Here is a 21,701-nt window from a genome sequence, read left to right as displayed (position 1 = left end):
GCCCTTCCATGTTTGAGATATAAGAAAAGGGTCCCGCTGAGCGCCATCTTCCGTTATAATATAGGGGAGGTGAGAACATCATGCCGGAATTACCGGAAGTCGAAACAGTCAGAAGAACATTGAATCAACTTATTGTGGGCAAAACGATTGATCATGTTACCGTTAGCTTGCCGCGGATTATTCAGCGGCCGGACGACATAGATGCATTTGCAATGGAACTCGCGGGACATACCGTCATTGGGGTGGAGCGCCGCGGCAAGTTTTTGCGTATTTTGCTGGACGGGCTGGTGCTAGTCTCCCATCTGCGGATGGAAGGAAGGTACGGTGTGTACGAGCAGCATGAAGATGTGGAGAAACATACACATGTGATCTTCCATTTTAATGATGGTACGGAATTGCGTTATAAGGACGTGCGTCAGTTCGGTACGATGCATTTGTTTAATGCAGGTGAGGAACTGGTGTCCAAACCTTTGCTGAAGCTGGGACTGGAGCCGCTTGATCCAGCCTTTACGGTAACTGCATTCCGCGAGGCGGTTGGCAAGCGTACAACCAAAATCAAGGCTGTGCTTTTAAATCAGGCATATGTGGTTGGCATCGGGAATATTTATGTGGACGAGGCTCTATTTCGCGCAGGTATCCATCCCGAGACCATCGCCAAGACACTGACCGAAGCTCAGTTAACGGTGCTGCATGAAGCGATTGTGGCTACGTTGCAAGATGCAGTGAATGCAGGTGGATCTTCCATCAAGTCCTATGTGAATGGACAGGGTGAGATGGGGATGTTCCAGCATCAACTGAAAATCTATGGACGCAAATCAGAACCTTGTACAACTTGTGGTACGTTAATTGAAAAAACGGTGGTTGGTGGCCGTGGCACGCATTTTTGTCCGAACTGTCAGCTGCTGTAACATGAACTGAATGAACGAAATGATGAAATCATAGCACCCTTGGATTCCTCCCTCCATATACTGATATGGCAGAAATAAGCGGGCGTATACCCATACTGGCATCTTCAGTTGGCACGAGTACCGCACAGAGGAGGAGTCGGGGTGCTGCATCATTTTATTTCATTGCTGGCGCTTGCTTTGGCGCTTAGTTTAGATGGTTTTGGAGTCGGGATTACATATGGGTTACGGAGGACTAAGATTCCCCTGTTATCTATCGCTGTTATTTCGATCTGTTCGGGATTGGTTATTGCCTTGTCGATGCAAGTAGGTGTGTTGTTGTCCCATGTGGTGTCACCGGATATCGCTTCGATCGTGGGAGCCGTTATATTGATTGGTATTGGTGCATGGTCACTGTTGCAACTAATTCGAAAGCAAGGCAAAGAACAGCTGGAAACAGACACTGGAATGGGTGAGGGAACAGAAGCAAAGGTAACTGGAGTGGGAGAAGCACAAGAGAGACTGTCGGATTCAAAGGGCAGAAATCAGGTGCTTGCACTGGATCTGGAACAGTCGGCTTCAAGTGGATCACTGGAACGAATGGTATTTACATTGGAACTGCGTAAACTTGGCGTTGTCATTCAGATCCTTCGCAGTCCCTCCAAGGCGGATATGGATAACTCGGGCAGTATATCTGCCCAGGAAGCGATGTGGCTGGGTATTGCCCTGTCTCTGGATGCGTTTGGAGCAGGTTTGGGAGCGGCACTTCTGGGATTCCCTACACTATGGACAGCACTCATTATTGCACTGTTTAGTGGGGCTTTTCTGTCACTCGGCATGAAGGTTGGCCTACGATTCTCAGCTCTGCGCTGGATGCGAAGACTGTCTGTATTGCCAGCGCTATTGTTAATGATTATGGGAATAATGAAGTTGTTATGAGGTGAAACGATGAATATAGGCTTAACCGGCGGGATCGCGACAGGCAAAAGCAGTGTTTCCGCCTATCTCGCCAGTAAGGGAGCGTTGCTCATCGATGCAGACGTTATTGCCCGGGAAGTTATGATGCCCGGGCATCCCGTGTTGGCCGCCGCTGTTAAGCGGTTTGGACAAGCCATACTGAACGAAGATGGAACACTGGATCGGAAAAAGCTCGGAAGTATTGTTTTCGAACAACCAGAGGAACGAAAGGCATTGGAGGCCATCACACATCCGGCGATCCGAAAAGAGATGCGCGAACGGGCTGCTGCATACGCGTTGCAACATCCGCATAAACTTGTGGTGTCTGATATTCCTTTGCTCTACGAATCAGGTCTGGAGGACGGTTTCGAGGAAGTCATGGTTGTATATGTCCCGAGATCGGTGCAACGAGATCGCTTGATGGGTCGGGATGGAATGACTGCAGCACAGGCTGAGGCTCGAATGGATGTACAGATGGATATTGAGCGCAAAAAACAGCTGGCAGACATTGTCATCGATAACAGCGGCTTATGGCCTGCGACGGAACAGCAAATTGACTCATATCTACAGCGTAAGGGTTTGTTATGAGAATATTGCGTAAGAAACGTGTATTGCTGTTGATGTTTGTTTCCTTTGTACTGGTGTTATTTCTGAATACAAACTGGATGGCATGGTTCTATCCCATACATTATAAGGAAGAGATCCGTGCCCAATCTCAGAGCTATGAGGTTGATCCGTTTCTAATTGCTTCCATTATCAAGGTGGAGACCAATTTTAAGACAAGCAAGGAATCCAAACGAGGCGCCATTGGGCTCATGCAACTGATGCCTGATACGGCCAACTGGATACTGGAACAAGCCAAAATTCCCGACACTTCGCTGGAGGAATTGAAGCACGAGCCTGAACGCAATATTCAGTTAGGTACCTGGTATCTGCGGAATCTGTCCGATCAATTCGGTGGCAATGAAGCAGTTATGATCGCTGCCTATAATGCGGGCCCAGGCAAAGTGAACAGTTGGCTTAGAGATGGTGTGTGGGATGGCTCGTTCGATACAGTGAAAGATATTCCGTTTGGTGAGACGCGTCACTATGTACAAAGAGTCATTTACTATTATAATCAGTATGTAAAGATCTATAATACGTTCTAAGTATATAAGTAAAAGCACAGAGCAGGCCGGTTGTTCACCGGCCGCTCCATGCTCCTCTGTGTAGCGTATTACGATGCAGATATTATTGGTATTGACCTGCCAATTGCTGTTCTGCAATTGTTACCAGACGCTTCGTGATGTATCCACCGATCGAACCGTTCTCGTAAGAAGTCATGTTACCTTGGTATCCGTCTTGTGGGATGCTGATTCCGAGTTCTTGAGCAACTTCATATTTCATTTGCTCGAGTGCTGCGGAAGCTTTAGTTACCACCAGGTTGTTGGAGTTACCATTGCTTTGTGCCATTGCTGTTCACCTCCTCGCGGGTTGGTAAAAGTATTATGTGTCGGCAATGCGTTTTTCATTACAAAATCAGTACAGGGAATATGTGGTAAAAAGTAAAACGTGGGAAGTGATCTGTTTTGAAGTGTCCTTATTGCGGTTATATGGGTACCAAAGTGCTTGATTCGCGTCCGGCCAACGAAGCAAAATCCATTCGTCGTCGCCGTGAGTGTGAGCAGTGTGCCCGAAGATTTACAACGTTTGAGATGATTGAGGAGACTCCACTGATTGTTATTAAGAAAGATGGCAGCCGGGAAGAGTTCAGCCGGGACAAGATTCTCCGCGGGCTTATTCGTGCCTGTGAGAAACGTCCAGTCTCCGTAGAGACGCTGGAGATGATGGTATCTGAAGTGGAGAAATCTCTGCGTAATACAGCTGATGCTGAAGTGGAGAGTCGCCAGATTGGTGAGCTATTGATGGAACAGTTGTTTCCAGTCGATGAAGTCGCGTATGTCCGTTTTGCGTCGGTATACCGTCAGTTCAAAGATATCAATATGTTCATGAAAGAACTGAAATCCCTGTTGTCCAAAGACAATCTGGAGGATTAGTGAAGTGGGGAAAGGGAGAAGAGCAGTCTGGAGTTCCAGTCCGTGTGTACCAGAGAAATCGGTTGTTCTTCTCCAATCACTTTGGATCTTGAGAAAGTGATTGACAGCGAAAGCTGGATTTTATATGATATAGGAGTCGCCTGTGGAACGTAGCAGCGCTGGACAAGTTATCTATTTCATATCCTGGGGCCTTAGCTCAGCTGGGAGAGCGCATCGCTGGCAGCGATGAGGTCAGGGGTTCGATCCCCCTAGGCTCCATACTTTAAGAACGCCATCACGATATGTGATGGCGTTTTTTTGTGGTGAAATAAATCAGAACATGCATTAATTAAGTAGAATTTTTGGACTTGGGGACAAGCTTGGGGACGAATATTCTAGATGTCAAAAATCGAGGGTTTAAAGTCCTGACCGTGGAGTTATCAAAAAATTGAAATTTGAAAACAAGGAGACCCTTCCGGCTGGATATTGTCCAACCGGGAGGTGTCACCTTAATTCTGTATACGCTTTCAGTTAGCCAGATATTCGACGAACCTTACAAAGATCGTGGCTACTTCGGCGCGGGTGGCGGTGGCTTGGGGAGCAAAACGATTATCCGGCTTGCCTAATACAATGCCGATGCCTTGTAGCGCCTGAACGGGCTCCAACGCCCAAGAGCTGATCTCACTCTCGTCCGTGAAGGATTTAGAGTGGCTTTCAGGTAGCTCATAGCCCTTGTACTTCATGTAGTTGTACAGTATTACCAGCATCTGCTCGCGCGTCATCGGTGAATTGGGATCAAACATGTCTGTGTTTGTACCGTTGACTATGCCTTTTTCGGCCGCCCACTCGGCTGCCGCGGTGTACCATTGTCCGTCCGTCACGTCGTTAAAGCGGGAACTTGTGTAGCTGGAGAGGTTTACGTTCTCAAGATTGGCCAGTACCTGCACGAACATTGCACGCGTCATTGCGTTGCCCGGTGAGAACGTTGTGGACGTCGTGCCGTTGAAAAGATCGTATGTGTAGGCGAAATTTATATCGTTGTAGAACCAGTCGTCCATGTTGGCATCCCTGAAAGGATTGCCTGATATCACGAGGAAGCCTAGTGGGATGGAGTCATCAAACGCCAGCTCCGTACCCTCACGGATGTTCAGCGACATGCCGTTGTCTAAGCCAACTCTTGCGCCGCTCAGTCCTACCACAACCGCGCCGCCACTCCGTATCTTCGATCCCCCGTGGATATGCACTTGATTACCGTTTGGCAGGTTCACATGCGCGTCTTTGCCGCCTACTGTGATCGTACCGTCGCTCGCGATCGTCGAGCCGCCCGGAATGGTCACTGTGCTGTTGCTGCTTGGGAGTGTCACTTGGGCGCTCTTGTCCGCCGGAATGGTCACCTTACCGTATGAGTCTATCGATGTGCCTTCAGGTACCGTGATTTCCATTCCGCCCTTGGTCAAAATCTTGCCGCCGCCGGGCAGGGTGGTGTTTCCATTTTTGTCTGTGACAGCGGGTTTATCCTTCGGGGTATTCACTGTGTAGGTCGACTTCGACATTCCAGCGTCTGTCCCGGTGTTCGTATTGTTGGTGTTGTGTGTATTACCACTGTTGCTTGTATTACCGTTGTTGCCCGTAGTACCACCAGAACCAGGTACGGTAGGAGTCGTCTTCGTCGGCATCGCCGTTGCACTGATCTCCGCGCCGTCTCCCTTCGCGTTCACCGCAACGATTTTGAAGCTGTAATTTTGGCCGTTTGTCAGGTTCTTGAAGGTATATTTGGTCTCCGCCGCATCCAATGCAATCGGTGTTACATTGCCATACCATACCTTGTAGGCCAATATCGCGCTGCCACCATCGTCAGCAGGAGAAGTCCAGCTCAATGTGACCTGTCCGTCACCCGCTGTCGCATTGAAGTTGCTCGGCGTACCGGGTACGACCGGTTTTCTCTGCGCGAACATCCAATCAAATACATCTGTGTAGTCGTTGTTCCAAGCTGGCAAGTTAGAGGACTGCGCCGTAGGCGCTATACTCCAAGTTCCCATTGTGATCTGATTGTAAAGAACCGCTGCTTCCACTTCATGCGCTATATAATCAGCCAGAACAGGTGTATTGGCAGGATTAGGCCTCAGATTCGGCTGATCAAATTGATTGTAGGGCCACGTAAGAGCCTCATTACTCTCAAAGCGTGAAGCCCTTGCGTTGATCATTTTCGGCATATTGTTATTAATGAAGTTATTGAGGTTAGTCTGGTAGCCTCCAACATTATGAGCATTTAAAAACATCCAATAGGCTAGGTTGTTGTGAGCGTCATTGTCCTTTGCGTTCGGTGAACCGCTTACCGGGGCCATAGGTGCGGCGGCAGCGAAGAAGCCAGGGTAGCTGTTAACTAAGTTGTTTGTATACTGGCCGCCCCAGGAGAAGCCCGCCGCGTAAACACGGTTAGGGTCTACTTCGCCGCTGGAAATCAAGGCGTCTATGATCTTCTTAACATTCTCTGTTGAGGGAACAGATACGCCATTATAGGAAATATTCAGTACATGGCTGGCGTACTTATCGGGATTTTGCTCCATCTTTTTCATTAGAGCGACTGAGCCGTTGGCTGATTTCATCGCCGCTTTTTGGTCTGTCGCAGCGTTTGTGCCACCGCGTGACATGCCGTGAGTATAAACATACAGCGGCAATCCTTTCATCACGTTACCGTCTTCACCCTTGTGAAGGTAGAGCGAGCGATTGACCGAATTGTCCGTGAAAGTTGTGAACTTATCGAGGATTGGATTAACAACCTTTTCCTGTTCAAAAACCACATTGTGAAGCGGATTTCCTTCTGTCAGTACGATTTCACCTTTTTGGACAACGGTGTAAACCTGCTTTGTCGAGTTACTGCTGCCATCCAGCGTTGTATTGCCGCCGCTCTCTGAATAAAACTCAGACTCAACAACGATGTAACGACCGCTCGCCAGTCCGTCCTGATAATCTGGTGAATTGCTAACCTGCCCCACATAGCCGCGTACCTTTGGCTCGTCATTAGCGTACACCCTTGTGATTTTGCGTGGTCCTTCAAAGGTCACTGCTTCGCCGTTCAGGGTCGTGTTCCTAGCCGATAAGGCAAACAAGTCCGGATTAAGCGTGGAGCCTAACGCCGACTTCCCCTCGCCTAAATCAATGATAACAGCCGTTGTGTACTCGCCACTGGCGAAGTTGTCATTCCACACGATAAAGGGAAGTATCCCCGCGTCCGGATCATTTTTGAATGTCACATGAATGGTATGGTTAGTCTCAATATTCGAAAAGGTATACGTGCCAGCAGAGAGAGTCACGGTCTCGCCGTCTACCGTTACAGTATCTACAATTTTGCCGTAATCAGGGGTAAACGTAATGTCTTTGTTAGAGCCCCGATCAACTCTGAGAACATCGCCGGGTGAGTTGGACATGATAGAGCCGCCCGGTCCCGCAGTGGCGGTGATTGAAAATCTGGTGTCGACTTCATTGGCTGAAATGAGCTGCAGGCTGTCTGTAAATGAATCAGAGCTGGTATAAGCCGCGTCCGGATCTCCAAAACTGGAAACGACTTCATAGCGATCAGCACCGTTTTCTGTCGAGTTATTGATATAGACCTCAAAGGTAAGCTTGCCCTCCTCCAAGGTCAAGGTTCTTTTGGGTATTCTCATCTCCACAATATATCCGGTTTCCGTGATCTGGGTCCACGCAGCTCTGCCCGGAGCGGCCTGCCCTGAAAACACGCCCGTCGCGCTGACGCGCCATTGGTTTGAGCCTCCGGTTCCGGTGCCAACATAAAACTCCAGACTGTCGTATCGGTGATCTCCACCAGCTCCCTGATATAGATTACTGTCATGTACAACTACGCGGGCATACAGGTAATCATGATCCCAAAGGATTCTGGCTGTGCCCGTGGCATGGGGTCTGGGGTCGGTGGGTACTGTGCTTTTGTTGATGTGATGCTCCATGGTTTGGTCCCAGAGGGGATCGTTTGACCCGAGTTCGGGAGTTCCAAAAATGGCGGTCGATGTTTCATTCGCTTCTGCTGAGCTCTCGATGTTGTCATTGTCGGCAGCGTAGCTCGTAGGCATTAGTGAGGCCACCATGACCAAGCAGCAAAGGAACGCGAGCATTTTTCTAAATCGTTTTGGCATAGATTGCAATCCTCCTTATTTTTTGATCCGGTGCGCTCATGGTTTCACCTGCACCATATTTGGAAGCGTTTTACAAGCGCCCAACTATATATATTATGTTTATCAGGGCTTCAATCCTTTAATTTAAACCTAGCGTATATTTACAAATGAAAACGATTACTTCGAAGTATGGAGATAGTGTTGCAGTCTGCATCAATTTCAAATTGCAATAAAAAAATCCACATTATTAACAAGATAGTACATTGAATTGAAAGTCTTGAATACGTAATATGAGAAGAAATGTAAGCGCATTCTTTTTGAGGCGCTTCTCTATTTCCTTGAGCGAGGTGGTCTAGTTTTAAAGGTGAGAAGGGGTTGTATGCTTCTGAATATTAACCGAAGGGGAGAATGCTATGCGGAAGCGAATATCAATCATAATGTTAGCTTTTCTTTTGACCTTTAGTAGCTGTTTTAGTCTTGTTCTGCCATTTACCAATCAAGCTTCAGCGGACACAATAACACCAACGATGTTGGCACATTATCCATTGCTTGAGGATGTACAGGATATATCAGGTAATGAAAAGCATGGAACGGCCGTAGGAAATATTACGTACAACGATGGTCTCACTCTACCTGGGGGAACAGATAGTAATACGAACTACGTTCAGCTTCCTACGGGTTTGTTTGATCATCAAGAAAATACAACGATATCTGTATGGATCAAGAGCAACACGGGGAGTGGGAACTACTCAGCATTATTCTACGGTACGCCAGCCGCTGGCAATAACTTGCCAACGAATTACTGGATGTTTAATCCATCGAATTCAAGTGGTGATTTTAAGTCCGTATTTACGAATAGCAATAATGTTGACCAGCCTTGGACGACTGAGGTAGGGGTATCAGGCACTTCTACGTCACAGTACAAAGGTCAATGGGTTCACTATACAACGGTTATTACAGAACGCTCTATTACAGGTTACATTAACGGTGTAAGTATAGGCACGACCGCCAAAGAGAAAACAACAGCAAGCTTTGGTACGGATTTGCAAGCTTACATCGGTCGCTCCAATTATTTGGGGGATGCTACTTTTGCGGGCAGCTTTCAAGATTTAAGAATTTATGGAGAAGCACTCAATAGTGAGGATATCGCTGTAGTATATGAACAATCATTGAATGAAAAGCAAGTACAACAAGGCAAAGTAGAGCTAACGTTAGGTGATATATCGGCAGTTACTGAATCTCTTGTACTGCCTACTGAAGATAAGAATGGCGCAATGATATCATGGACTTCCAGTGATGAAAGTGCGATAAGTCCAACCGGGGAAGTGTTTTTACGAGAGATGGAGCAACAAGTGACGCTAACTGCAACCATTTCTTTAGGTGGAAGCCAGGCAACGAAGGAGTTCGTGGTTACCTTACTACCTAAAGGTGCTACTGTGGAGCAGGTTGCCGTTAAGGAGGTTTCTCTTAATGAATCTGAACTTCGTTTATCCATGGGGGACAGCGAGACATTAGTGGCTACAATTTCACCTTCAAATGCAACCAATAAAAGAGTTATCTGGACATCTAGTGATTCCAGTGTAGCGGTTGTCAATTCAACGGGTAAAGTTACAGCGGTTAGTGATGGTAATGCCACAATTACGGTACAGACTGAAGATGGAGAGTTTACAGCTACATCAGCCGTTACCGTTAAGGGAAAATCACTCAAAGATGATCTTATTCTTCATTACAACATGAAAATGACTGCCGAAGTAGACGGTCAACTCGTACTAAAGGATGTTGCCAACAAGGCAGTTACATTTGATGGAATATTTAGAAATCCAAACAATGGACAATTCATTTCCAATAGTGAAGTTGGCTTTATTTCCTTCAATGGTGGAGGCTCTACATCGAATAGTGGTTATGTTGAGATTCCCAAGGGCTCCAATGGACTGGATCTATTACAAGGTCTGAATGAGATTACCGTATCTTCCATCGTGAACTGGACGAATGATGGTACGAATCGCTGGATTTTCGGTTTGGGTACGGTGTTAACGCCGGAAACGAACAAATATTTTTTTGTAACCCCACGTCACGGTAGTGGATCAGGTAATATGATCGCTACAGGTATCTCCAAAAATGGCTGGCCGAACGAAGCATTAGTTGCAGGTGGCGCAAACTCAAACTTGATCGGTGGACAGTGGAAGCATGTAACGGTGTCCTTGTCCGAAGCTAGCAATAGGATAACGTTATTCGTAGATGGAGTTAAGGTTGCTTCAGGTAATGCGAAGGGACTAAAGCTGTCAGAGATTATTAATTCGGATACTCCGTTCTCTGGTTTTATCGGTAAGTCAATCTTCTCAAACGATCCGTATCTTCAAGGTAGCGTAGCTGATTTTCGAGTATATGATCGCGCGTTGACGGAGCAAGAAGTAGGCGAGTTATATCAACAAGAGGGAGCAACTCGCATCTCAAAAATACGTCAACTCACTGTTGATGATGCAGCGAATCAACTTAACATCAGTCGTTACTTAGGTGAAGGCGATAAGAGCACTGATAAGATAACGAGAAACGTTACATTACCGACAAGCGGTAAAAACGGCGTGAGCATTACTTGGAATTCCAGTCATCCTACGGTCATTTCTGACAGTGGCACTGTAGAACGTCCAAATGCACAATCCAGTGATGTTCAGGCAGAGCTTACGGCTACTTTAACGTATCAAGGCGTATCGACTACAGCTATATTCCCTGTTACGATCTTGAAGCAATTCGATGATCAGCAGAAGGTTGATTTAGACGCTGAACAATTAGAGATCTACAATGTGGACAATGTTAAAGGGAACTTACGTCTTGTCACTACAGGTGAACAAGGCTCCACCATTACATGGACATCCAGCAGGCCGGAGGTTGTTAAAGGAACGGCTGAAGCGGCTGGTAACGCTACACAGTTAGGCTGGGTTAGCCGTCAAGCTACGGATATACCCGTTACGCTAATCGCTACTATTACGAATGGTGCAGCTTCTAAAGAGCTTACGTTTAACGTTACAATTAAACAAGCAGCTGCGCCAGTAAAGCCTGATGCTTACTTCTTTGCTTACTTTACAGGTGAGTATGAGGGTGGTGAAGAGATATCCTTCGCTACAGCTGAAGATCCATTGTTCTGGAAAGCGCTGAATAATGGAAAGTCGATTCTTCAATCCGATATGGGAGAAAAGGGACTTCGTGATCCATTCGTTATTCGGTCAGCAGAAGGTGATAAATTCTATATGCTGGCAACCGATTTGAAAATGGGTGAAAGTACAAATTTCGATCAAGCTCAAATGACAGGCAGTCATTACATGATGGTATGGGAGTCAGAGGATCTCGTAAATTGGAGTGAGCAGCGAATGATCAAGGTGGCTCCTAAAACGGGAGGAAATACGTGGGCGCCAGAAGCGATCTATGATCCGGTAACTGGAGAGTATATCGTGTTTTGGGCATCATCGATGAAAAACACAGAGACATATGGTGACTATAACGGAAGACCGGAAGGTCAGTACAATGTGATGTACTACGCCACAACACGAGATTTCTACACCTTTTCTGAGCCCAAGGTCATGATTGATGAGTCACTTCCGACCATTGATACGACGTTCATTGAGCATAATGATATGTTATACCGATTCACCAAATCAGAAGTGAATACCAAAGTGTATGTGGAGAAAGCACCCACTTTTTATTATGACAAGGACAAAATAGCAGCTAACGGCCTTCAATACGACGCTGTTCCGGGTACACGTAACAATAAACTTGGCTTGATCGGAAATAATGGAAACAACGAAGGGCAAACGATTTTTAAGGATATTCATAAGGACAAATGGTATCTGTTCCTTGATTCATGGCCATATCATGTACGTCATACAACAGATCTGGATAGTAGCACGCAATATATGAACAATGTAATAAGTAGTGATCAATATGCACTGCCGCCAGGACCACGACACGGGACGGTAATTCCAATCTCACGTGCAGAGTATGATGCTTTGCAAGAGAAGTATGCATGGAAAGGTCCGTCACCATCAACAGACCCGGTTGTACATTACTCATTCGATGCAAATACAGTGAATGGTACAACGGTGAATGACATTTCTGGCAATGGTCATCACGCAACACTCGTAGGTGGAGCAACGATTAATGAAGAGGATCGTATCGGTAAAACGGGTGGTGCATTAGAGCTTAATGGATCAACAGGATATGTGAAGCTACCAGATCACCTGATTCAATCCTTGAATCTGGAGAAGGCTACTTTCTCTACATGGGTTCAAATGGACCGAAATCAGGCCAATCAAAGAATATTTGATTTTGCTTCCGAAACAGGCAGACAGGTTAACCGCAACACCATGTATTTGAGTACACAAGGGGATACAGGTAGTCTGGAGTTTGCTGTCGTAACCCCTTTTACAGAGAAATTTAGCAATGACAGCACGAAACTAGGATCAGATTATAAATATGCAGTGAGAAATGCTGGACTATTACCAGCGAAGACATGGCAGCATGTTGCCATTACAATGGATGAATTTGATGCCGTATTGTATGTGAATGGTCAAGAGGTTAAGCGTAGCTCGACATTTAACGTGGAGCCGAGAATGTTACTGGAAACAACGATGAATTATATTGGTAAATCGAGAAACAGCTCTCATAATCTATTTGATGGTAAACTGGATGATTTCCGTATCTATAATCGTGCATTATCTGTTGAAGAGATTGCAACTTTAGCTAATGAAGACGTTACTCCTCCAGTAGAGCAGCCGTCTGGGGCAGAACTCATTCTCCACTACGATATGAATGATATCGATGGTGCGACGGTTGTTGACCAAACAGGAAAGTTTAACGGAAAATGGATGAATCCGTCTAAAGCAGAATGGATTAGTAAACAAGATGCGGGTGTACTAAGCTTTACTGGTGGCACAACTAACTCCTATGTTGAGCTGCCACAAGGAGTTCTCGATGGATTAACGGATATGACCGTTTCATCCATTGTGAACTGGAGCGGTAAAAACGCTGCGGAGTGGTTATATGCATTAGGAAGACCAAACAATAATATGCACTATACGTATTTCACACCACGTTATAATGCTAACGGTCTAGCCCGGTTGGGTATCGCGACGAATGCCTGGAATAATGAGTCTTCAGCTTCGACCACGGGCTTAAAGAATAATGAATGGAAAGTCGTTACGACGGTTGTTTCAGGTACAGATGGTACACTAACGCTTTATATTGATGGAGTTCCTGTTGCATCAGGCTCTACGAATGGAATGACATTAGAACAAATAAAAAATACTTCAGGCAGTAGTGGAAACATTGGTAAGTCATTCTATACAGATGATCCATACTTCGGCGGGTTGATTGCAGACTTCCAAATCTATGATGGTGCTATGACTGTTGCGGATATTAAATCACTTAAGGCTCAGGCAGATCAGAAGATTGCTTTACTGGAGGGCATGCTTGTATCGGCTGCGACAGAGAAATTAACGATTGATGATCTTCTTGCCTCGAATACATCAAAAGATGAGATTATAAGCAATGTAACTTTGCCAACATCAGGTGCTTATGGCACAACAATAAGCTGGACTTCGGATAAGGGGAATGTAATCTCAACTACAGGTGCCGTAACTAGACCAGCGAACGCAACTGGCGATCAAGTTGTAACGTTAACAGCAGTATTTACAGATGGTACAGAGACAGTTAACAAAACCTTTACGTTGATGGTTAAGGCATTGCCGAGCGATGCCACTTCTGTAGATGAAGCAAAAGCAGCACTAGTCGTTCATAACATTAATGATGTAAGAGGTCATATAACACTACTAGCATCTGGACTATACGGAACAACCATTACTTGGGCTTCTGCTCAACCGAACGTCGTTTCAGTTACTGGAGAAGTAAAACGTCCGGCACACGGTAGTGGAAATGTAGACGTGAAGCTTACAGCTACAATTACATTAAATGCAGCATCCACTACGAAGGAATTCATTGCGAAGGTGAAGGAACGGCCTGCTGATGAAAATTATGCGGGATACTTTTTCACATATTTCACTGGAGAAGGTACTGCAACAGGCGAGCAAGTTTACTTTGCACTAAGTAACGGCAATGATCCGTTGAACTGGCGAGAATTGAATGATGGTAAACCTGTGTTGACCTCTACCTTAGGGGAGAAAGGGGTACGTGATCCGTTCATTATTCGTTCGCCTGAAGGTGACAAGTTCTACATGATCGCTACCGATCTGAAAATTAACGGCAATGGTAACTGGGGTAGAGCACAGACATGGGGCAGTCGTTCCATTATGGTTTGGGAATCGAATGATTTAGTCAACTGGACAGATCAACGCATGGTAGAGGTTGCACCGGAAGAAGCGGGTAATACATGGGCACCAGAAATTATGTACGACAAGACAACGGGGGAATATATCGTATTCTGGGCATCAAGAATGTTTGATGATGCATCCCATACGGGCAGTGCATATCAAAAAATGATGTATAGCAAGACAAGAGATTTCTATACGTTTACGGAACCGCAAGTATATCTGGATTATGGATATTCCATCATTGACACAACGATGATTGAGCATGAAGGAAAAGTGTATCGCTTTACGAAGGATGAGCAAGACAACGGAGCTTCTGCTCCATTTGGCAAGATGATCTTCCAAGAGGTGGGTAACTCGATCTTAGATCCAACCTTCAAGATGATTAATCAAGGCGTTGGTAACATCAAATGGGTCGAGGGTCCAACGATCTTCAAATCGAATACCGAGGAAAAATGGTATTTATTCGTAGATGAGTTTGGTGGAAGAGGTTATGTTCCATTTGAGACAACCAATCTTGCATCAGGTGTCTGGACATTATCTTCTAACTACAACTTACCAGCTAGTCCGCGTCACGGAACGGTAATTCCAATTACACAAAGTGAGTATGATGCACTCAACGGAAAGACCGTACCCGTTAGCGGTATTAGCTTGGACAAAACGACGTTATCAATTGTAGAAGGTCAATCAGGGCAATTGACAGCTACGGTAGCACCAGCTAATGCAACGAAAAAAGCAGTAACATGGAGCTCAAGCAATACAGCTGTTGCTACTGTAAGTGCGACAGGTCGAGTAACAGCAGTGGCAACAGGAACAGCAAGCATTACAGTAACTACAGTCGATGGTGGTTTATCATCGAGCGCTACGGTAAAGGTAACGCCATCGGTTGATGGAACACCACAAGCACCAAGCAGTGGGAATGGAAATGGTGGCGGTGACGGTAACATCTCTGCACCTTCAGTACCAACAGCTCCAGGTGGAAATGAGCCAGTGGTCATGGACAACGGCCAAATAAATATTAAACCAGTTGTAAATGAGAGCGGTACTTCTGAAGTGAAGTTAAGTGCAGATACAATGAAGCGTGCGCTTGATCAAACGACAGGCGGTAAGCTACAGGTGCGAGTTGAAGCTGATGCAAGCTTGAACGGGCTAACGATTGAGCTAGCAGTAGATGCGCGCTTAACAAGTGGATCTTCTACGGTAGATCGCATTGAGATCAACACAGGCTCTGCAGTCGTAACCGTGGCAACCGAACGGCTTGGAACAGGAACAAGTGCTGGGAAAACGTTAGAATTGTCGATTAAGAAAATCGTAGCTAATCACTTGCCAGCTAATGCACAAGCTCAGCTGAACGGTGAGGTCGTATACGATATCGAGCTAACGATGGATGGTAAGAAACTTACAGAGTTTGATGGCAGAGATGATCTCGTGATTGAATTGCCATATACACTAAAGGCTGGCGAAAATCCAAACAACGTCGTCGTATACGATGTGAAGGACAACGGAGAGCTAAGAGTGGTGACGAATGGTAAATACAATGCAGCGACAGGAAAAGTAGAGTTCAAGCCAACGTATCTAAGCAAGTATACGATAGCGTATGTTGCAACGAGCTTTAAGGATGTGACCCAAGACTGGGCGAAGGATGCGATCTCAGCATTGGGAGCAAGAGGCATTGTGAAGGGTGTAGGCGACGGCGAGTTTAATCCGAAGGGTCAAGTGACAAGAGCAGAATTCATCACCATGCTGATGAATATGTTTGAGCTATCGGATGAGAGCGCAACGACAAGTTTTAATGATGTGAAGCAAGGAGAATGGTACCATGGAAATATCGCAACCGCGCAGAAGCTGGGGATTGTGAACGGGAAACCAGATGGACGATTCGGAGTTCATGAGAACATTACACGAGAAGATATGGCGGTTATGGTATACAAGGCGATCCAAATGAAGCAACTAGCGTTAACAAGTGGTGAAGCTACAGCCTTCAAGGATGAAGCAAACATCGCAAGTTATGCGAAGCAAGCGGTAGAGGCAATACATGGAGCAGGCATAATAAACGGTGTAGGTAATGATGAGTTTGCACCGAAGAAGAATGCTAGCCGTGCAGAAGCAGCAGTGATGATCTATAATTTGTTGGGTTTGATGTAGACACGTTAAGTATAAGGCAGTTGCTATTGATTCACTCAGATAATAAAGTTGGGCGGAAGAACTTTTTCCGTCCACTTTTTTATCTGTTTGATCAGTGAGTAGGAGGAAAGATGATATCCACTTATGTCGTAGGTCTGTTCACGGGCTCAATTCTTCCCCTAAGATTATCGGTATAGGCCAGATTTCCATCGGTCGTGATGACAGCCGCCTCAATATGTTTCATTGCATTTACTTTATGAATAATGGATACCGCATCTAACCCGAACAATTCTGTCGTATAGATGTCACAATCCAGCGATTGTTCTGCAATAATGGTCAATGAAGCGATATTACTTTCAATGGGATAGCCAGTTTTACTGCTGAATATATGATGGTATTGCTGCCCTTCCTTCTCTAAAACTCTCTCGTATATTCCTGATGTAACAACGGATTGCTCCCGTATACTAACGAGTGCTGCTGCATTCCCTCTTGGTAAAAAGGGATTTTGGATTCCAACTTTCCAGTGATTGGACCCGGTGGGGGAATCACCATGAACCAGAACATTGCCACCCATATCTACCATAGCGGACGTAGCTCCATTTTTCTTGAAAAATGCCATAACTTGATCAGCAAAATAACCTTTAGCAATCGCTCCAAGGTCGATCTCCATGCCCTTTTTGAATAAACGAACCGTTTGCAGTTCATCGTCAAGCTGTATATGCTCCGGATTCAAGAGCTCCAGCACCGCTTTAATGTCTGTATCCTTCGGCACATGTGCCTCGCGGAAACCAATTTTCCACAATTTAATTAAAGGGCCTATCGCAATATTCAAAAAAGAATCTTCGTTCAGGCTGTGTTCTTTGCCTATCTTAATAAGATCATACAGTTCCTTGTCTACTCTAAGCGGATGTGATGCGGCTTCTTTTTTTAACATGGCAAGCTGCGATTGCTCACTGTTGGCACTAAACACTTGTTCATAACGGACGAGCATATTCACGGCTTCCTCGGCAAGCTCTTCAGCATCTGTCCCCTCGATATAGAGGGATATGTTCGTTCCCATGAGCGGTATCGTTCTCGTAAAAGGTTTCATGATAGCCTCCTATATCGCGCATTGTTGTCCGTGATTGAGAAAAGTATGGATGAGGTCATGATCCACGCTATTCAGCTTTTTTTCTCCATGATGGGCTATAAAATAATCCAGACTCATCTTCTCTACAGGGATTGGATAGATGTTGTATTCCGAAGGGCACTCCTTGATATGGATACTTTCAGGCACAAAGGTCAGACCTAAATTATGCTTTGCCAGCTTTAGTACCGTGTAGATTTCTTTGCTCTCCATCACGATATTGGGCTGTATCTTGTAGACACTGAGCAATTGATCAATCTGTTTTCGGATTGCCGAACCCTTGGACGTTAGAATAAGCTGTTGATTCAAAATGGTGCTAATCTCAATCGTGCCCTCCGGGATGATTGCAACATTCTCTTGATATAATTCGCAGCAACGTGGAATGATGGCCTGGTAACTGTGCCTGCCCCAGTTAAACGAGTTCAAGTTAGGGGAGATACTGCTTGAATTTTGCCCGATCCAGAAGTCCAACTCATTATTTTGGAGACGTTTCTCATTTTTTTCAGGTAAATCCTCGACAAGATTAATTTTATAAGCAGGATGAAGCTCCAGAAAAGCTGGTAAAAAAAGGGGCGTTAAGTACGCACCGAGGCTGGGCAGAATGCCGATCCGTAACACTTTAATGCCCATATCCGATACATATGAGATTTCCCTCATAAGCTTGGCGTAGCTATGTTCGAGTGACGTTAGGTATTGATAATATATTTTCCCCTGCTCCGTTAATCGGTACGGAAGTTTGTTGCGAGTGATTAGCTCACAGCCCAACTCACTTTCGATTTTCTTGATAACCTTAGTGAGGTAGGGCTGAGATATGTAAAGGGAATGGGCAGCCCTGCTATAGTTACTGTATTTCAATAGGCTGTCAATGTAACACAAGATATCTTGAGATTCTAACTTAGACATGTTCCTCACCATTTGTGAAAAAAGTAACAAACTTTGAATTTGAGGTGATTATAACAAATTAGTTATCAAACTGCAATGAATAACTATTAGATCATTTGAGCTTTGATATGTTAGAGTTATGCCGAAAGAACGATTCTGACATTTACGAACATCATCTTGAATGACAGAGAGGGGATTATGATGAACTATTTAGCTATCGTAGGCACAAATTCAGATGGTTCAACCAACCGCACGCTACTTCAATTTATGCAGAAGCATTTTGCTAGTGAAGCCCAGATTGACTTGTTTGAAATTAAGGATTTGCCTGCTTTTATTGAAAAAGATGAATTAGAGGATGCCGATGTTGATATTCCTGTGAAGGTGCAAGACTTATTAGATCAAATCTCTAGAGCGAAAGGTGTCATTATCGCTACTCCTGAGTATGATCATGCGATCCCTGCCGTGTTAAAAAGTGCGCTGGAGTGGATCAGTTATACCACTCAAACCTTGAAAGACAAGCCGGTTCTGATTGTGGGTGCTTCACATGGTGCACTCGGTTCTTCAAGGGCACAAGCGCATCTTAGACAAATCCTGGATTCGCCTGAGCTTGGTGCGAGAATGATGCCTAGCAGCGAGTTTCTTTTGGGAAAATCACAGCGTGCATTTGATAGCAGTGGTAATCTCATTGACGCTGACAAAGTAGCGGAGCTTGACGAAATCTTCAATGAGTTTGTTTTGTTTACGGAGATCACTACGGAACTGTTATCAAAACGAACGTTGAAGAAAAAAACGAAAAAATTTTCCTGGCAAGAGTAGGGGGCTAATCACAATGAAAATCATAGCGATCGTTGGCACAAATGCAAAGAAATCGTATAATCGCAAGCTGCTTCAATTCATACAAAAGCATTTTGAGTCCAGAGCAGCTATTGAAATCCTCGATATTACAGATGTTCCGATGTTTAATCAGTCCGATAACCAAACAAACAGTGCAATTATACAATCGTTTAATGAAAAAATTATGGCAAGTGATGGTGTCATTATTGCGACTCCAGAATATAACCATTCCATCCCTTCATCCCTTAAAAGCCTGCTGGAATGGTTGAGCTTTGAAATCCATCCGCTGGCTGGCAAACCCGTGATGATCATTGGTGCATCACAGGGAACACAAGGTTCCTCGCGTGCACAGCTACATCTTCGTCAAATCCTGGATGCACCAGGTGTCGAAGCTAATGTGATGCCAGGGTATGAATTTTTGCTTGGCAGCGCACATCAAGCATTTGACGAATCAGGTAGCCTGAACAATGAAGGAACGATCGATTTCCTGGAAACATGTTTCCTGCGGTTCCTTCGGTTTGCCAGAATTTCAAATCAGCTCAACGAAGAAGAGGAGTTTACCTATAGACCCGGTGTGTATGAGATCAATGCCATAGGTCACAGTGGCAATCTTCCGATGAAGGTATCCTTTAGTGAAAATAGAATTGAAAGCATCGATATCGATTCGAAGGGTGAAACCGAAGGCATCGCCGATGTTGTATTTATAAGAATTCCGAATAAAATCATTGAGGGACAGACGCTGAATGTAGATGCTCTCTCAGGTGCTTCTGAAACGAGTAACGCTGTGATTAACGGTGTATCCAAAGCGGTTAAGCTTGCCGGAGTTAACCCGGATATTCTGAAAAGACGTCCAAAACCTGCTAGCAGCCAGATGAAAGATGACGAAGAATACACTTGCGATGTGGTCGTTGTAGGTGGAGGTGGCGCAGGACTCAGTGCTGCTGCCACAGCTTTACAACAAGGAGCAAGTGCGATTGTACTTGAGAAATATCCTGCTGTTGGGGGAAATACGATCCGTTCAGGTGGTCCTGTCAATGCTGCAGATCCTGTATGGCAACAACAGTTCACTGAGAATCCAGGAGAAAGACAGACGATTGAGAATTTATTAAGTACCGATGAGAGCTTGATCCATCCGGAATATATCGATGATTTTCATGCTCTGAAAGAAGAGTTTGCAGTCTATCAGGATAAGTTCGGCACAGAAAAGGCTTATTTATTCGACTCCCCACTTCTTCACAGAATGCAAACGTATTTCGGGGGCAAACGAACAGACCTGAATGGGAGCATGATCTATGGACAATACGATCTGGTCAAAGTACTTACAGACCGTGCCTTGGAAAGTGTAAAGTGGCTTGAGGATATCGGGGTTGAATATGATAAAAGCATCGTGTTTGCTCCAGTAGGTGCCCTTTGGCGCCGTGGTCATAAACCAGTCAAAAGTTATGGCTCTGCCTTTATCATTGCACTTAGCAAATATGTAGAAGAGAATAGAGGAAAAATTATTACGGATAGCCCGGTCAAACAACTGATCATCGAAGATGGAAAAATAACAGGTGTCATCGCAACCGGAGTTAACGGACAGAAAATTACCATTCATGCTAAAGCGGTTGTTCTTGCTAGTGGTGGTTTTGGTGCAAATACACAGATGCTCAAGGAATACAACACGTACTGGAGCCATATTGACGATGATATCAAAACAACAAATTCCTATGCGATGACTGGTGATGGAATATCGCTTGGTAAGAGTGCAGGAGCAGCACTGACAGGCATGGGCTTTACTCAAATGATGCCGGTTGCCGATCCGGAAACTGGCGAACTCTTCAGTGGACTGCAAGTACCGCCTGAAAACTTTGTCATTGTGAATAAAAAGGGAGAACGATTTGTTAATGAATTCTCTGGACGAGATGTCTTAACGAAAGCAGCTATCGAGCAGGGAAGTTTATTTTACCTGATTGCGGATGACGAGATCAAGAAAACGGCAGCGAACACAAGCCAGGAAAAGATAGACCGTCAAGTCGAAGCAGGTACCTTGTTCAGAGCCGATACGATAGAAGAACTGGCAGTAAAAATCAATATGGACCCTCAGGTTCTTAGAACTACGATTGATAAGTATAACTCTTATGTGGATGCGGGCTTTGATCCGGAGTTCCATAAGGATACGTTTAGCTTAAAAGTCGAGAAGTCTCCATTCTATGCTACGCCTAGAAAACCGGCGGTTCATCATACCATGGGCGGAATTAAGATCGACACCCAAACTCGCGTATTGGATGAAAACGGTCAGCCGATTGCACATCTGTATGCTGCTGGGGAAGTTGCAGGAGGTATACATGCAGGCAACCGTTTAGGTGGTAATGCCTTGACTGACATATTTACTTTCGGGCGAATCGCTGGTAAGACTGCTGTTGATGAGATGAATGATTAGAATGTAAAATAAG

Annotated in this window: 12 protein-coding genes and 1 tRNA gene; 9 read left to right on the top strand and 4 right to left on the bottom strand. The window is 45.2% G+C overall.

Features of this window, described 5'->3' with window-relative positions; all coding sequences use genetic code 11:
* Positions 1–80 precede the first annotated feature (80 nt).
* The 4 genes from mutM (at position 81) to QVE09_RS09065 (ending at position 2,989) form a co-directional block, all read left to right on the top strand.
* Positions 81–908 carry a DNA-formamidopyrimidine glycosylase gene (gene mutM / locus QVE09_RS09080; RefSeq protein WP_036669994.1) on the top strand — a complete coding sequence of 276 codons (828 nt, stop codon included), beginning with the start codon at positions 81–83 and terminating at the stop codon, positions 906–908.
* A gap of 141 nt (positions 909–1,049) precedes the next feature.
* Positions 1,050–1,823: a manganese efflux pump gene (locus QVE09_RS09075; protein WP_315936547.1), complete on the top strand. Its 774-nt coding sequence runs from the start codon at positions 1,050–1,052 to the stop codon at positions 1,821–1,823.
* 9 nt (positions 1,824–1,832) lie between these two features.
* The gene (gene coaE, locus QVE09_RS09070; RefSeq protein ID WP_315936546.1) at positions 1,833–2,429 is read left to right on the top strand and encodes a dephospho-CoA kinase; all 597 of its coding nucleotides are present in this window, start codon (positions 1,833–1,835) and stop codon (positions 2,427–2,429) included.
* Positions 2,426–2,989: a lytic transglycosylase domain-containing protein gene (locus QVE09_RS09065; protein WP_315936545.1), complete on the top strand. Its 564-nt coding sequence runs from the start codon at positions 2,426–2,428 to the stop codon at positions 2,987–2,989. The genes coaE and QVE09_RS09065 overlap by 4 nt, the downstream gene beginning before the upstream one ends.
* A gap of 82 nt (positions 2,990–3,071) precedes the next feature.
* Here QVE09_RS09065 and QVE09_RS09060 read toward each other — a convergent pair whose 3' ends face one another.
* Entirely contained in the window at positions 3,072–3,293 is a 222-nt protein-coding gene (locus QVE09_RS09060) for an alpha/beta-type small acid-soluble spore protein (protein WP_017689472.1), read from the bottom strand.
* Between the two features lie 116 nt (positions 3,294–3,409).
* Between QVE09_RS09060 and nrdR the strand changes: the two genes are divergently transcribed.
* Together nrdR and QVE09_RS09050 are read left to right on the top strand one after the other, a co-directional pair.
* Positions 3,410–3,877 (top strand): transcriptional regulator NrdR, encoded by a 468-nt coding sequence (nrdR, locus tag QVE09_RS09055; RefSeq protein ID WP_026081166.1) that lies wholly within the window; start codon positions 3,410–3,412, stop codon positions 3,875–3,877.
* 185 nt (positions 3,878–4,062) lie between these two features.
* Positions 4,063–4,135, top strand: a tRNA-Ala gene (locus QVE09_RS09050).
* Between the two features lie 248 nt (positions 4,136–4,383).
* Here the strand turns inward: QVE09_RS09050 and QVE09_RS09045 are convergent.
* Complete coding sequence (locus QVE09_RS09045) at positions 4,384–8,004, bottom strand: S-layer homology domain-containing protein (protein WP_315936544.1); 3,621 nt, start codon at positions 8,002–8,004, stop codon at positions 4,384–4,386.
* Positions 8,005–8,396: 392 nt separating this feature from the next.
* On the opposite strand from QVE09_RS09045, the gene QVE09_RS09040 reads away from it, so the two are divergent.
* Entirely contained in the window at positions 8,397–16,445 is an 8,049-nt protein-coding gene (locus QVE09_RS09040) for an immunoglobulin-like domain-containing protein (RefSeq protein WP_315936543.1), read from the top strand.
* A gap of 121 nt (positions 16,446–16,566) precedes the next feature.
* On the opposite strand, the gene QVE09_RS09035 is transcribed toward QVE09_RS09040, so the two are convergent.
* Both QVE09_RS09035 and QVE09_RS09030 read right to left on the bottom strand, forming a co-directional pair.
* Positions 16,567–17,514: an FAD:protein FMN transferase gene (locus QVE09_RS09035; RefSeq protein ID WP_315936542.1), complete on the bottom strand. Its 948-nt coding sequence runs from the start codon at positions 17,512–17,514 to the stop codon at positions 16,567–16,569.
* Between the two features lie 9 nt (positions 17,515–17,523).
* Positions 17,524–18,453 carry a LysR substrate-binding domain-containing protein gene (locus QVE09_RS09030; RefSeq protein WP_315936541.1) on the bottom strand — a complete coding sequence of 310 codons (930 nt, stop codon included), beginning with the start codon at positions 18,451–18,453 and terminating at the stop codon, positions 17,524–17,526.
* A 177-nt stretch (positions 18,454–18,630) separates the two neighbouring features.
* Between QVE09_RS09030 and QVE09_RS09025 the strand changes: the two genes are divergently transcribed.
* Together QVE09_RS09025 and QVE09_RS09020 are read left to right on the top strand one after the other, a co-directional pair.
* Positions 18,631–19,248, top strand: coding sequence for an NADPH-dependent FMN reductase (locus QVE09_RS09025; protein WP_315936540.1), 618 nt, complete (start codon positions 18,631–18,633; stop codon positions 19,246–19,248).
* Between the two features lie 13 nt (positions 19,249–19,261).
* Complete coding sequence (locus QVE09_RS09020; RefSeq protein WP_315936539.1) at positions 19,262–21,688, top strand: flavocytochrome c; 2,427 nt, start codon at positions 19,262–19,264, stop codon at positions 21,686–21,688.
* Positions 21,689–21,701 lie beyond the last annotated feature (13 nt).

This window comes from Paenibacillus sp. ClWae2A, from assembly GCF_032452295.1.
Taxonomy (GTDB): domain Bacteria; phylum Bacillota; class Bacilli; order Paenibacillales; family Paenibacillaceae; genus Paenibacillus.
This window is presented reverse-complemented; position numbering and strand designations above follow the sequence as displayed.

Excerpts from the sequence above, each read along its gene's own strand:
- QVE09_RS09030 (WP_315936541.1), bottom strand. The coding sequence starts at position 18,453 with ATGTCTAAGTTAGAATCTCAAGATATCTTGTGTTACATTGACAGCCTA.
- QVE09_RS09065 (WP_315936545.1), top strand. The coding sequence starts at position 2,426 with ATGAGAATATTGCGTAAGAAACGTGTATTGCTGTTGATGTTTGTTTCC.
- QVE09_RS09040 (WP_315936543.1), top strand. The coding sequence starts at position 8,397 with ATGCGGAAGCGAATATCAATCATAATGTTAGCTTTTCTTTTGACCTTT.
- QVE09_RS09025 (WP_315936540.1), top strand. The coding sequence starts at position 18,631 with ATGATGAACTATTTAGCTATCGTAGGCACAAATTCAGATGGTTCAACC.
- coaE (WP_315936546.1), top strand. The coding sequence starts at position 1,833 with ATGAATATAGGCTTAACCGGCGGGATCGCGACAGGCAAAAGCAGTGTT.
- QVE09_RS09020 (WP_315936539.1), top strand. The coding sequence starts at position 19,262 with ATGAAAATCATAGCGATCGTTGGCACAAATGCAAAGAAATCGTATAAT.
- QVE09_RS09060 (WP_017689472.1), bottom strand. The coding sequence starts at position 3,293 with ATGGCACAAAGCAATGGTAACTCCAACAACCTGGTGGTAACTAAAGCT.
- mutM (WP_036669994.1), top strand. The coding sequence starts at position 81 with ATGCCGGAATTACCGGAAGTCGAAACAGTCAGAAGAACATTGAATCAA.
- QVE09_RS09035 (WP_315936542.1), bottom strand. The coding sequence starts at position 17,514 with ATGAAACCTTTTACGAGAACGATACCGCTCATGGGAACGAACATATCC.
- QVE09_RS09045 (WP_315936544.1), bottom strand. The coding sequence starts at position 8,004 with ATGCCAAAACGATTTAGAAAAATGCTCGCGTTCCTTTGCTGCTTGGTC.